Here is a 12,779-nt window from a genome sequence, read left to right as displayed (position 1 = left end):
TGAGGGGAGCAGTGACTCGTTCGGCACCTCCGCCGGGCCTGTCCGGAACACTTGAGGCAGACGCGCACATCGGTTTCCCCGCCTCCCCCACGGGTACGTCCGCTGCATGACGAGCGCGCACGCACGAGCCGACCGCTTCGCCGAGGCGTTGCGGCACCTGGAGGACACCGGGGACAGCTCGCGGTTGCGGGAGTTGTTCGCTCCGGAACCGGAGCTGGTGCGACCACAGGTGGTGACGGGCGACGACGAGGCCGGCGACGTCACGCGGTTCTGGGACCGATACCGCTCGCCGTTCACCGAGGTCACCACCGAGTTCACCCAGGTGTCGGAGGCGGACGACCTGGGGGTGCTCGAATGGGTCTCGCGCGGCACGCTCACCAGCGGTCGGCCGATCGAGTATCGCGGGACGTCGCTGCTGTACTTCGACGACGAAGGCCGCATCCGCCGGTTCGCCACCTACTTCGACACCGCGGCATTCCTGAAACCGGAGACGTCGACGAGGTGAGGAATGCCCGAGGGACACGTCGTCCATCGGCTGGCCCGTGAGCTGGCCGCTGACCTCGACGGACGACGGTTGTCGGTGACCTCGCCCCAGGGCCGGTTCGCCGCCCAGGCCGCGCGGGTGGACGGTGAGGCGCTGCGCCGCACCGACGCCCACGGCAAGCACCTCTTCGTCGGACTCGGCTCGGACGACGAGATCCACGTCCACCTCGGGATGCGCGGCAAGTGGCTGCGATTCTCCGACCCGACCCGACCGGCGCTGCCGCAGGTGCGGTTGCGGCTCGCGACCGACGACGTGGCCTGGGACCTGATCGCGCCGTCCCGCTGCGAGTTGCTCACCGCCGACGAGATGCGGGCGCTGGTGCGGGACCTTGGCCCGGACCCGCTGCGCTCGGACACCGACGACGAAGCAGCCGTGGCCGCGCTGCGCGACGCCCCGGGAGCCGTCGGCGCGGCGTTGCTCGACCAGTCCGTGGTCTCCGGGGTGGGCAACGTCTTCCGCAACGAGGCCCTGCACGCCGTCGGCATCGCGCCCACCCGACCGTGCCGGGAACTGACCGACTCCGACGCGCGACGGCTGTGGGCGGAGCTGCGGCGCATGATGGCGCAGTCGGTCGAGGACGGCCGCATCGTCACGGTGGACGTCGCCGACCGGGCCGCCGTCCCCGAGGCCGAGGCCCGGAAGGTCTACAAGCAGCAGCGGTGCCGTGACTGCGGTGAACCGGTGGTGACCAGCACGGTCGGCGGTCGCACCGCCTACCACTGTCCCCACGACCAACCGCGGTGAGGTTCACGCCCGGCGGGCGGCGGCGTAGGCGGGTTCGCGCAGCCGCGTGAGGGCCGGTGGCCAGGACAACCCCGGCGGGAGGTGCAGGACCGGGTCGAAGCGGATCGTCTCGTCGACGACGTGGCGGTCGGTGAGGTCGAGCGTCGCGAACGGCTCCCATTTCCCGGTGGGAGTGGCAGCGAGCAGCCGGAATCGGCGGGGTGGCGTCGGCACGGCGGCGAGCAGCGTCAGGCCTCTCGGGGTGCGGTAAGGCAGCAGTGATCCGTAGGGCACCGCGAACGGGTCCCGCCGCCTCGGCAGCAGGGTGAATCGCGTTCCCGGCCGCAGCCCGGTGGTCGCGAGCAGCACGTCGTGACGGTCACCGAACGTCAACGCCAGCCCGAGGACGTCGGGCAGCGGCGGCGGAAGTCCGGCCGACCGCGAGAGGCGGACCAGACCGTGGTCCTCGCCCTGCTCGTCCAACCACGCCGCGCCCCAGGAGCGCGGCGACCCGGTGCGCCGCACCACCGCGTCGAACACCGCGCCGCGCGGGTGCAGCGGTTTGCCGCGACGCACTCCGGCGAGCGTGCCGAAGACGCCGCCGAGCATCGAGCCGAGGGTGGAGGACCACATCGGCGAGGGACTACCCGCCGACATCGCTCGGCACACCGCGGCCCGTCGATCCACTCCGGACCACCGGCATCACCTTGCGTGCAGCCGCGCCGACTGACGGCGCGCGACGCTCACGGCAGGCTGCGTCCGATGCCTCGGGCGGCGACCTGGAGCGCGACGAGCAGCCGGGTGCGTTCGCGTTTGAGCGTGGGCACGACGATGCCCAGCGCCGCCACGACGTCGTCGTCGCCGGATCGCATGATCGGCACGGCGATCGAGCACGCGCCGAGGGTCATCTCGTCGACGGTGGTCGCGTAGCCGTCGCGGCGCGCGGCCGCGAGCTGTCGTCGCAGGCGGTCGGGGTGGGTGACGGTGTGCGGGGTCGGTCGGCGCAGGGGTCCGGCGAGGTAGTCCTCGCGGACCTCCTCGGGGGCGTGCGCGAGGAGCACCTTGCCGACGCCGGTGGCGTGGAGGGGCAGCCGTGACCCGGCGCGGCTGACCACCGGCACCGACGCCCGGCCCGCGAGCCGGTCGAGATAGAGGGCCTCGGTGCCGTCGCGGACGGCGAGGTGCACGGTCGCGCGCGTGGCCGCGTGGATGTCGCTGAGGAACGGTGAGGCGAGCTGCTGCAGCTCGGTCTGTTCCGGGGCGAGCATGCCGACGTCCCACAGGCGTCGGCCGATGGCGTACCGGCCGTCGGCGCCGCGAGTGACGGCCTCGCCCGCCAGCAGTTCCCGGAGCAGCCGGTGCGCGGTCGGGACGGGCAAGTCGGCTCGACGCGCCACCTCGGTGGCGGTGAGGCGGCGGTGGGCGTCGTCGAACGCGTAGAGCACGGACAACACGCGGGAGACGACCGTGGCCCCGGGTGTGGACACGTTGCCGGCCATGCGAGGTCCTCTCACTCAGTGAAAGGTCACTGTAGTCGTAGGGTGGGGGATCACCTCACGATGTGCGCATGACGCCCGCAACGCAGCGGACGATCTCCGAGGAGATCGCTCGGATCCACGCAGCGGCCGACCCCGGCGAGACCCGGCCCCGGCTGGACTTCCCCCCGTATCGCAGCTCGCTGCTGCGACACCCCACGAAGCGTCCCCTCGTGGTGGACCCCGAGGACGTCGAGCTGGCGGCCCCGGTGTTCGGTCAGTCGGACGTGGACCCGACGGAGGCGGACCTCACCCTGCACCCGCAAGGCGAGCCCATCGGGGAGCGGATCGTGGTCACCGGGCGGGTGCTCGACGCCGACGGACACCCGGTGCGCGGACAGCTCGTGGAGATCTGGCAGGCCAACGCCGCGGGCCGCTACGTGCACAAACGCGACCAGCATCCCGCGCCGCTCGACCCGCACTTCCACGGAGCGGGGCGCTGCCTGACCGACGACGACGGCTGGTATCGGTTCACCACGATCAAGCCGGGCCCGTATCCGTGGCGCAACCACCACAACGCCTGGCGGCCCGCACACATCCACTTCTCGCTGTTCGGCCGGGAGTTCACGCAGCGGCTGGTGACGCAGATGTACTTCCCGGGCGACCCGCTGTTCGCGTTCGACCCGATCTACCAGTCGATCACCGACCAGAAGGCCCGCGATCGGCTCGTCGCGACCTACGACCACGAGCTCACCACGCACGAGTGGGCCACGGGGTATCGCTGGGACATCGTGTTGACCGGCACGCACGCCACTCCGATCGAGGAGGCCGACGATGCCTGAGCTCGTCCCGACTCCCGGCCAGACCGTCGGCCCGTTCTTCCACTACGCGCTGCCCTACGCCGGTGGTCCACACCCGGCTCCCCCGGGCGGGCCCGGGACGGTGCGCCTGCACGGCACGGTCCGCGACGGTGCCGGTGCACCCGTGCCCGACGCGTTGCTGGAGTTCCGTCAAGCGGATGCCGCCGGGCAAGTTCCCCGGGTCGAGGGCTCGCTGCGACGCGACGGCGTGTTCACCGGGTGGGCGCGCGTGGCCACCGACGCCGGGGGCCGCTACGCGATCACCACCGTCGAGCCCGCTCCCACGCGCCCGGGCACGGCGGCGTTCTTCGCGGTCACCGTGTTCGCCCGGGGCCTGCTCGACCGGCTCTTCACCCGCGTCTACCTCCCCGGCACCGACGCGGACCCGCTGCTCGACTCGTTGCCGCCGGACCGTCGCCGCACGCTCGTGGCCACCCGCGACGAGCGCGGGGACCTGGTCCACGACATCCACCTGCAGGGCGAGCACGAGACCGTGTTCCTGACCTTCCCGGCGCACGACCGATGAGCGGGCTGCTGGAACCCGGAGCGCATCGGGCCGCCGGGCTGGTCGACGACGCCGCCCTGCTCGCCGCGTTGCGCGCGGTGGAGATCGCCTGGCTGCACGCACTCGCCGACTCGGGTGTGCTCGACGCCGGGGACGCCGCACGCACGGCCGAGCGGCTCGCCACCGCCGACCTCGACGTGGTGGCGTTGGCACGCGACGCCGAAGGCGCGGGCAACCCGGTGGTCCCGCTGGTCAAGGCATTGCGCGCGAGCGTCGGCGACGACCGGCTCGCACGGTGGGTCCATCGTGGACTGACGAGTCAGGACGTGCTCGACACGGCACTCGTGCTGCTCGCGCGGGGCGTGCTCGACCGCGTCGCCGACGAGCTGCACACGGCGTCGGACGCCCTGGCCATGCTGGCCGCCCGGCATCGCGACGACGTCATGCCGGGCCGGACGCTCACGCAGCACGCGGTGCCGGTGACGTTCGGCCTCACCGCCGCCCAATGGCTCGCCGGTGTCCTCGACGCCCTCGACGCCGTCCGGCGCGTGCGGGCGGGGCTTCCGGTGCAGTGCGGGGGCGCGGCGGGAACGCTCGCGCTGGTCGGCGAGTTCGCCCCCGATCCGCTGGTGGTGGCACGCACCTTCGCCGCCGAACTCGGCCTGCGGTGGCCGGGACTGCCCTGGCACACGCGGCGACGCCCGATCACCGACGTCGGCGACGCACTCGTCGGCGTGTGCGACGTGCTCGGGGTGGTCGCCGCCGATGTCACGCTGCTGGGCAGGCCGGAGATCGGTGAGGTGCGGGAAGGTGCCGCGCCCGGTCGAGGCGGGTCGTCGACCATGCCGCACAAACAGAACCCGGTGCTGTCGGTGCTGGTGCGCGCCGCCGCGCTGCAAGCACCGCAGCTCGGCGCGACGCTGCACGCCGCCGCCGCGCAGGCCGTCGACCAACGACCCGACGGTGCCTGGCACGCCGAGTGGCCCGCTCTGCGTCGACTGCTCGACCTCACCACCACCGCCGCGTCGCAGGCGGCCGAGCTGGTGAGCGGGTTGCGGGTCGACGTCACGGCCCTGCGCGCGCACGCCGAGGGCGCCGCCGACGACCTGCTGGCCGAACGCGGCCGACCCGGTGACCCGGCGGACTACCTCGGTGTCGCGGGCCGGTTCGTCGACGACGTCCTGGCCCGCCACCACGCCACCGACCACGGCTGACCCGCCCATCCCCGACCCGACGGAGGTCTTCGATGCCCGAGGAAGTTCCCGACCCCTACGCCGCCGGGATGCGTGTGCGTCGCGAGGTGCTCGGCGACGACCACGTCGATCGCGCCCAGGCCCGCACGACGCCGTTCACCGAGGACTTCCAGGCCCTGATCACCCGCTACGCGTGGGGCAGCGTCTGGACGCGTCCCGGCCTCGACCGGCGGATGCGCAGCGTGGCCGTGTTGAGCACGTTGCTCGCGCGCGGGCACTGGGACGAGTTCGCCATGCACGTGCGTGCCGCCCGCCGCAACGGGTTGACCGTCGACGAGATCGGCGAGGTGATCCTGCAGAGCGCGATCTACTGCGGCGTGCCCACGGCCAACCACGGTTTCGCCGTCGCCCAGCAGGTCCTCGCCGACGAGACGGAGCACGACGCGTGAGCGCGCCGCGGACCACGACCCAGGTCGGCATCGTCGGCGCGGGACCCGCGGGGCTCATGCTGTCGCATCTGCTGGCCTTGCGGGGCATCGACTCGGTCGTCGTCGACCATCGCAGCCGCGACGAGATCGAACGCACGATCCGCGCCGGCATCCTGGAGGCCGACAGCGTCCGGTCGCTCACCGAGACCGGTGTCTCCGACCGGGTGCTGGCCGAGGGCGACGAACACCACGGCATCCAACTCGCCTTCGGCGGGGAGTCGCACCGCGTCGATTTCCAGGAACTGGTCGGCGCTTCGGTGTGGTTGTATCCGCAGACGGAGGTGTTCGTCGACCTCGCGAACGCGCGGGACGCGGCGGGTGGCGACGTGCGGTTCGGGGTCCGCGACACCTCGGTGCACGACCTCACGGCCACTCCGGTCATCCGCTACACCGACTCCGACGGCACCTCTCGGGAGGTGCACTGCCGCTACCTCGTCGGCGCCGACGGCTCGCACAGCCTGTGTCGGCACCGGATCCCGGCCGAGCACCTCCGCCAGTACCGCACGGAGTATCCGTTCGCGTGGTTCGGCATTCTCTGCGAGGCACCGAAGAGCGCGCCGGAGTTGATCTACAGCCACTCCGAGCGGGGTTTCGCGCTGATCAGTCAACGCACCGAGACCCTGCAACGCATGTACTTCCAGTGCGATCCCGACGAGGACGTCGACGACTGGAGCGACGACCGGATCTGGTCGGAGTTGCAGGCGCGGGTGCGACCCCACGGCCACGACCTCGTGGAGGGGCCGGTGGTCGACAAGTCGGTGTTGCGGTTCCGCAGCAACGTCGTCGAGCCGATGCGCTACGGCAACCTGCTGCTGGCGGGCGACGCCGCGCACACCGTCCCGCCCACGGGTGCCAAGGGACTGAACCTCGCGCTGGCCGACGTCCGCATCCTCGCCGAGGTGCTGGAGCGGGCACTCGCCACGAACGACGACGACGTGCTCGACGACTACTCGCGGCGGGCGCTCGACCGCGTGTGGCGGGCGCAGCACTTCTCCTACTGGATGACGTCGATGCTGCACCGGCAGCCCGGCGCCGACGACTTCGCGGTGCGTCGTCAGGTGGCCGAGCTGCGGTCCGTGGTCCGGTCGCGGGCCGGATCGACCTTCCTCGCCGAGGGCTACACCGGCTGGCCCTCGCCCTGATCCCCACCCATCAACCACCAACGGCAGAGGACTCACCATGACGGACACGACGTTCGACGCGACATTCGCCGGCCGGCGGATGGACACCCAGTTCATCGCGGGCCAGTGGCGGCAGGGCCGCTCGGAGCGGGTGAACATCGACACCAACCCCTTCGACGACACGGTGCTCACCGAGATCCGCCACGCCTCGACGGAGGATCTCGACGACGCCTACCGGGCCGCCGAGGCCGCGCAGGCCGAGTGGGCGGCGACCGCGCCGACGCAGCGGGCTGCGGTGATCCGGCGGGCCGCCGCGCTGCTGGAGGAACGGCGCGCGGAGATCGTGGAGTGGCTGGTGCGGGAGTCCGGCTCCACGCGGATCAAGGCCGAGAAGGAGGTGTCGCTGGCCGTCGGCATCACCACCGAGGCCGCGTCCTTCCCGACCCGCGTGCACGGCACGATCCATCCGTCGGACACGCCGGGCCGGGAGATGCGCGTCTACCGCAAGCCGGTCGGCGTCGTCGGTGTCATCAGCCCGTGGAACTTCCCGCTGCACCTGTCGCAGCGCTCGGTCGCTCCGGCGCTGGCGCTCGGCAACGCCGTCGTGGTCAAGCCCGCTTCCGACACCCCGGTGACGGGTGGGTTGGTGCTCGCGCGGATCTTCGAAGAGGCCGGGCTGCCCGAGGGTGTGCTGTCGGTGGTGATCGGCGCCGGGTCGGAGATCGGTGACGACTTCGTCGCCCACCCGGTGCCCCGGCTGATCTCCTTCACCGGCTCCACCCCGGTGGGTCAGCAGGTCGGGACGATCGCCTCCAGCGGCACCTACCTGAAGAAGACGTCGTTGGAGCTGGGCGGCAACGCGCCGCTGGTGGTGCTGGACGACGCGAACCTCGACGCCGCCGTCGGGCAGGCCGTGCCGGGCACGTTCCTGCACTCGGGCCAGATCTGCATGTCGGTGAACCGGATCATCGTGCAGGCGCCCGTCTATGACGAGTTCGTCGCCAAGTTCGCGGAAGCCGCCCGTGCCGTCCCCCACGGCGACCCGGCCGCCGACGGCACGCTGGTCGGTCCGGTGGTCAACGACGCGCAGCTCAAGACCCTGCGGGACAAGATCGCCGAGGCCGAACGCGCCGGGGCGCGCAAACTTGTCGGAGGCGAGATCACCGGCCGGGTCGTGCCGCCGCACGTCTTCGTCGACGTCACCCCGGACATGGAGATCGCGCGCGAGGAGATCTTCGGGCCGATGGTGGCGATCCTGAAGGCCGACGACGAGGAGCACGCGCTCGAACTGGCCAACGACCATGTGTTCGGGCTGTCCTCGGCCGTGTTCACCCAGGACCTCGACCGCGGGGTGCGCTTCGCGCAGCGGGTGAAGGCCGGGATGACGTTCGTCAACGAGATGACCGTGCAGGACGAGGCCCACGTCGCGTTCGGCGGGGAACGCAACTCCGGGCTGGGCCGCTTCAACGGCGACTGGGCCATCGAGGAGTTCACCACCGCGCACACGATCGGCGTGACGCGCGTCTGATCACCTCGGCCCGGCCCGGGGAAGTTCCCGGGCCGGGCCGGTGGTCAGCTCGGTAGTTCCACCCCGAGCAGGTGGTAGCTGAGCGTCTTGCCGTGTCCGTCGAGGACGGTGGACCCGGTGACCCCACCGGCGAGGACACCGGGGATCGCGAACACGAGGGCGGGCAGGTGCGGCAGCACGGTGCGCGTCACCGGGCCGGTGACGGCAGGGCCGAAGTGGCGTGCCACGACCTCCGCGGTGAGGTGGGTCGACAGCAGGTCGACATCGGCCGGGTCGCGCGGGAACACCGCCAGCATCAGCGCGTCACCCTTGTCCCCCGCGCGGACGTCGGCGAGGTCGTCGAGCGTGGGCATCAGGCCTCCAGCAGGTGGGCGGACGGGGACACCAGCTCGCGCGGCACCAGACACGAGCGGACGACGACGGTCTCGCGGGCGCGGCGGGTGACGCCACCACCCGCCGCGGGGCCGTTGGTGTAGAGGGACTCGACCTCCCAGCCGATCACCTCGGCGTGCGCGGCGTCGGCGACGCGCGCCGACACCCGCAGGCGCACCTCGAACGGCTGCGCGTCGGCGGCGAGACCGCGAAACGCCGCGCCCGCGCCGATGTACTCGACGGTGATGGCGCTGTCCTCCACCCCGTGCACGCGGACGAGCCGCTCGCGCACGACGTCGGCGGCCAGGCGGGCGCGGTCGAGCGCACGCGGGCCCGCGTAGCTGATCTGTCCCTCCCCCAGCCAACCGCCCCGGAACCCGAGGGTGACCTTGAGCTGGTCCGGCCGGGGCCGTCCGGTGGCTCCGGACACGTGCACACGGTTCTCGCCGGTCTCGGTGAACCGCACCCCGGTGAAGTCGGCGACGACGTCGGGAGTCGGGTACGCGCCGGGATCGTCCACTTCGTACAGCAGTTGTTCGGCGCAGGTGCGGGTGTCGAGTCGACCCCCGGTGTCGGTGAGCTTGCCGAGTTCGGCCGTGCCGTCCTCGGCGACGTCGGCGAAGGGGAACCCCAGGCGGGCGAGGTCGGGCACCGGTTTGGTGACGGGGTCGGCGAAGTACCCGCCGGTGAGCTGCCCCGCGCACTCCAGCAGGTGTCCCACCGCGGTGCCCGCGCCGAGCCGGCCCCAGTCGTCGGCGGCCCAGCCGTGGGTGTGGAGCAGCGGCCCCAGGAACAACGCCGGGTCGGCGAGGCGTCCGGTGACGACCACGTCGGCGCCCTGGTCGAGAGCGGCCACGACCGGTTCCGTGCCGAGGTAGGCGTTGGCCGAGATCAGCTCCTCGGCACAGGCCGACAGCGGCGCGCCGGTCTCCCACACCACCGGGTCGACGCGGCGCACGACGTCGAGCACGTCGTCCCCGGTGACCACCGCGATCCGCGCGGGCACGTCGAGCTCGGTCGCGACGCGCGCGGCGAGCTGTCCCGCGGCCTCCGGGTTCGCGGCACCGGAGTTGGTGACCACCCGCGTGCCGGCGCGGCTGGTGTGCGGCAGGACGGCGCGCAGTCGGGCTGCCAGCAGCGGGTCGTAGCCGACGTGCGGGTCGCTCAGCCGTCGTGCGTGGGCGGCGGCGACGGTGCGCTCACCGAGGCACTCGAAGATCAGGTAGTCCAGCTCGCCCCGGCGTGCCAGCTCCACGGCCGGGTCGATGCGGTCGCCGGCGAACCCGGCTCCGGCGCCCACGCGCACGGTCTTCCTCATGGTGTTCCCCCTCATGCTGCCCACAGCGGCACTGCCCCGGTGGCGACGGCGACGAGCAGCATCACGATGCTCACGAGCCACGCCCACCCGAGGAGATGGCGGATGTGTCGTCCGATCTCGACCCCGCCGAGCCCGACGAGCAGGTAGAACGCTCCGGTCAACGGGCTGATCGGGAAGCCCACGGTCTCTTCCCCGAGCAACGACGCCATCGCGATGTCGACCCCGGCCACCCCGAACTGCTCGCCCACGCCGATCAGCACCGGCATGACCCCGAAGTAGTACGCGTCGGGCCCGAACACGAGGCTCAGCGGCACCCCGAGGACACCGACGATCAGCGGCAGGGCGGGCGCGGCTCCTTCCGGGATCAGCCCGGCGGCCGTCGACGCCATCGCCTCGATCATGCCGCTGCCTTCGAGGATGCCGAGGAAGACCCCGGCGGCGAGCAACGTGGTGGCCATCAGCATGGCACCGGTGGAATGGGCCTCGATCCGGGCGGTCTGCCGCTTCAGGCCCGGGTAGTTCACCAGCAACGCGATCAGCGTCGCCACCAGGAACAACAGCTCCGGTGGCGCGACCGCGGCCACGAGGCAGGCGATGACCGCGACCGTCAGGGCGATGTTGAACCAGAACAGGCGCGGGCGGCGCAGCTCCTCCCCGGAGTCCTTCCCGGCCGCTCCCTCCCCACCGGCGCCGCCGGACACGGGGCCGGTGACAACGCTGCCCGAGCTACCCGCACCGGCGGTCACGCCCTGCGCCTGGTGCGTGTGCTCGGCAAGCCCGGCGAGCCTGCGCTGCTCGCGCCGCCCGAGCAGCCACGCGACGGCCAGGGCCGCCACCACTCCGGCGGCCTGCGCCGGGATGAGCGGAACCCACAGGTCGTTGACGGGCACGTTCGTCGCCGCGGCGGCGCGGGCGGTCGGGCCGCCCCACGGCAGCAGATTCATCACGCCCGCGCCGAGTCCGACGCACGTGGTGAGCACGAGCCTGCTCATGCCGAGGCGGTCGAACAGCGGCGCCATGGCCGGGATGGTGATCAGAAACGTCGTGGCTCCGGCACCGTCGAGGTGCGCCGCACATGCCAGCAGCGTCGTCGCCACGCACACCGTGACGGGCGCGTTCCCGGCCAGCGACACGATGCGGTTGATGATCGGGTCGAACATCCCCGCGTCGCGCATCAGTCCGAAGTAGATGATCGCGAAGACGAACATGGTGGTGACGCCGACGACTCCGCCGAGGCCGTCGGAGACGAAACCGCCGATCTCCTCGGGCGAGAACCCGGCGATCAACCCACCGACGATCGGGACGCCCGCCAGCGCGACCACCGCGGCGACCCGGTTGGTCAGCAACACAGCGAGAATCACGCCGATGGTCAGAAAACCCATCAGGGACAACATCGACCCGGACCTCTCCCTCGGCGACTCGGAGCGCACTGCCGCCGAGGAAGGTCGGCGACAGTGCCTGGGCATGAGTGTGAGGCCGGGCACTATTCAAGTCCAACGGCAATTTCGCATACATTGATGCGTCATGGGCATCGATATCGGCATCCGGCACCTCCGCGCCGTGGTCGCGGTCGCCGACGCGGGCGGCTACACCGGCGCGGCCCGCGCCCTCCACGTCGCCCAGTCGTCCATGAGCCGCACGGTGCTGGAAGTCGAGCGCCAACTCGGGGTGAGCCTCTTCGAGCGCACCACCCGCAGGGTGCGGCCCACCGCGGACGGCGAGCAGTTCCTGACTCTCGCCCGTCGCCTGCTGACCGAGTTCGACACCGCCATGAACCACTTCGAGGGCTATCTGGCCGGAACCCGGGGTTCGGTGTCGATCGCGGCGCTGCCTTCGCTCGCCGCGACCCTGCTGCCCCACGTGCTCGCCGCGTTCCGGGCCGCCCACCCCGACGTGGTGGTGTCCGTTCTCGACGGGCTGTCCCAGGACGTCCTCGACCACGTCGCGCGCGGCAGCGCCGACCTCGCGGTCACGGTCGCCACCACCGTGCCCGACACGCTGCACACGCAGCGCATCGCCGTCGACCGGTTCGTCTGCGTCTTCCCGCCCGGCCACCGCTTCGCCGCGTGCGACGAGCTGACCTGGGCCGACCTCTCCGGCGAGGACTTCGTCGCCTTCGACCCGACCAGCAGCATCCGCGCCTACGTCGACCGGACGCTGTCCCGCCACGACGTCGCCCTCGGCACGGTGACCCAGGCCCGCAACGTCGGTGCCGTCGCGGGACTCACCGCGTCGGGCCTGGGCGTCTCCGCCGTTCCCGGGCTCGTGCTGCCGATGATGACGTTCGCCGACGTCGACTCCCGCCCCCTGGTCGAACCAGTCGTCGAACGCGACATCTGCCTCGTGCACGACCCCGCGCGGCCCCTCTCGCGAACCGCACTGGCCCTCATGGAACTGCTCGCGAACGCCCGCTCGCAGCGGCTGGGATTACCCGCCGGTGCGCGCTGGGTGTAGGTGCCGCAGCACCCGCGACGACCTCCGCTCGCTCCCGAACCGAAGAACTGGACTGCCGAGCGTGGGCGGCGAGAGGCTGAACGCATGCCGATCAGCGACGCCCACCTCGCCCGCGTCCTCGCCGCCTACCTCCGTCGCACTCCGGCGGAAGCCGCGCAGCTGACTGTCCCCATGCGGCTCCTGTCGGACGGCGGCGGG

General features: G+C 72.2%; 14 protein-coding genes. 9 read left to right on the top strand and 5 right to left on the bottom strand.

Going from position 1 to position 12,779, the window contains the following annotated elements; translation table 11 throughout:
• Positions 1-106 precede the first annotated feature (106 nt).
• Together JAV51_RS13650 and JAV51_RS13645 are read left to right on the top strand one after the other, a co-directional pair.
• On the top strand, positions 107-505 hold the full coding sequence (locus JAV51_RS13650) for a nuclear transport factor 2 family protein (RefSeq protein WP_197321090.1): 399 nt from the start codon (positions 107-109) through the stop codon (positions 503-505).
• 3 nt (positions 506-508) lie between these two features.
• Complete coding sequence (locus tag JAV51_RS13645) at positions 509-1,288, top strand: Fpg/Nei family DNA glycosylase (protein ID WP_197321089.1); 780 nt, start codon at positions 509-511, stop codon at positions 1,286-1,288.
• Between the two features lie 3 nt (positions 1,289-1,291).
• On the opposite strand, the gene JAV51_RS13640 is transcribed toward JAV51_RS13645, so the two are convergent.
• Positions 1,292-1,900 carry a hypothetical protein gene (locus JAV51_RS13640; protein WP_197321088.1) on the bottom strand — a complete coding sequence of 203 codons (609 nt, stop codon included), beginning with the start codon at positions 1,898-1,900 and terminating at the stop codon, positions 1,292-1,294.
• Positions 1,901-2,010: 110 nt separating this feature from the next.
• Complete coding sequence (locus JAV51_RS13635) at positions 2,011-2,766, bottom strand: IclR family transcriptional regulator (protein ID WP_197321087.1); 756 nt, start codon at positions 2,764-2,766, stop codon at positions 2,011-2,013.
• A 68-nt stretch (positions 2,767-2,834) separates the two neighbouring features.
• Between JAV51_RS13635 and pcaH the strand changes: the two genes are divergently transcribed.
• The 6 genes from pcaH to JAV51_RS13605 are packed head-to-tail and all read left to right on the top strand — an operon-like array spanning position 2,835 to position 8,437.
• The gene (pcaH, locus tag JAV51_RS13630) at positions 2,835-3,584 is read left to right on the top strand and encodes a protocatechuate 3,4-dioxygenase subunit beta (protein WP_197321086.1); all 750 of its coding nucleotides are present in this window, start codon (positions 2,835-2,837) and stop codon (positions 3,582-3,584) included.
• A complete protein-coding gene (pcaG, locus tag JAV51_RS13625; RefSeq protein WP_197321085.1) occupies positions 3,577-4,128 on the top strand; it encodes a protocatechuate 3,4-dioxygenase subunit alpha in 552 nt (183 codons plus the stop codon). The genes pcaH and pcaG overlap by 8 nt, the downstream gene beginning before the upstream one ends.
• Positions 4,125-5,321 (top strand): lyase family protein, encoded by a 1,197-nt coding sequence (locus JAV51_RS13620; RefSeq protein ID WP_197321084.1) that lies wholly within the window; start codon positions 4,125-4,127, stop codon positions 5,319-5,321. The genes pcaG and JAV51_RS13620 overlap by 4 nt, the downstream gene beginning before the upstream one ends.
• A 32-nt stretch (positions 5,322-5,353) precedes the next feature.
• Positions 5,354-5,749 (top strand): 4-carboxymuconolactone decarboxylase, encoded by a 396-nt coding sequence (pcaC, locus tag JAV51_RS13615; protein ID WP_197321083.1) that lies wholly within the window; start codon positions 5,354-5,356, stop codon positions 5,747-5,749.
• Complete coding sequence (locus tag JAV51_RS13610; RefSeq protein ID WP_197321082.1) at positions 5,746-6,930, top strand: 4-hydroxybenzoate 3-monooxygenase; 1,185 nt, start codon at positions 5,746-5,748, stop codon at positions 6,928-6,930. The genes pcaC and JAV51_RS13610 overlap by 4 nt, the downstream gene beginning before the upstream one ends.
• Before the next feature lie 37 nt (positions 6,931-6,967).
• The gene (locus JAV51_RS13605; RefSeq protein WP_197321081.1) at positions 6,968-8,437 is read left to right on the top strand and encodes an aldehyde dehydrogenase family protein; all 1,470 of its coding nucleotides are present in this window, start codon (positions 6,968-6,970) and stop codon (positions 8,435-8,437) included.
• 44 nt (positions 8,438-8,481) lie between these two features.
• Here JAV51_RS13605 and JAV51_RS13600 read toward each other — a convergent pair whose 3' ends face one another.
• From JAV51_RS13600 to JAV51_RS13590, 3 genes are read right to left on the bottom strand one after another with little or no spacing between them, the layout of a single operon-like run.
• The gene (locus JAV51_RS13600) at positions 8,482-8,790 is read right to left on the bottom strand and encodes a hypothetical protein (RefSeq protein WP_197321080.1); all 309 of its coding nucleotides are present in this window, start codon (positions 8,788-8,790) and stop codon (positions 8,482-8,484) included.
• Positions 8,790-10,127, bottom strand: a complete 1,338-nt coding sequence (locus JAV51_RS13595) for an acyclic terpene utilization AtuA family protein (RefSeq protein WP_197321079.1) — start codon at positions 10,125-10,127, stop codon at positions 8,790-8,792. The genes JAV51_RS13600 and JAV51_RS13595 overlap by 1 nt, the downstream gene beginning before the upstream one ends.
• An 11-nt stretch (positions 10,128-10,138) precedes the next feature.
• A complete protein-coding gene (locus tag JAV51_RS13590) occupies positions 10,139-11,521 on the bottom strand; it encodes a CitMHS family transporter (RefSeq protein ID WP_197321078.1) in 1,383 nt (460 codons plus the stop codon).
• A 130-nt stretch (positions 11,522-11,651) separates the two neighbouring features.
• Here JAV51_RS13590 and JAV51_RS13585 point away from each other — a divergent pair, with 130 nt between their 5' ends.
• Complete coding sequence (locus JAV51_RS13585; protein WP_197321077.1) at positions 11,652-12,581, top strand: LysR family transcriptional regulator; 930 nt, start codon at positions 11,652-11,654, stop codon at positions 12,579-12,581.
• Positions 12,582-12,779: the final 198 nt, after the last annotated feature.

The organism is Saccharomonospora sp. NB11 (genome assembly GCF_015910535.1).
Lineage (GTDB): Bacteria > Actinomycetota > Actinomycetes > Mycobacteriales > Pseudonocardiaceae > Saccharomonospora.
The sequence above is the reverse complement of the archived record's forward strand: the minus strand, read 5'-3'. Positions and strand labels throughout refer to the sequence as shown.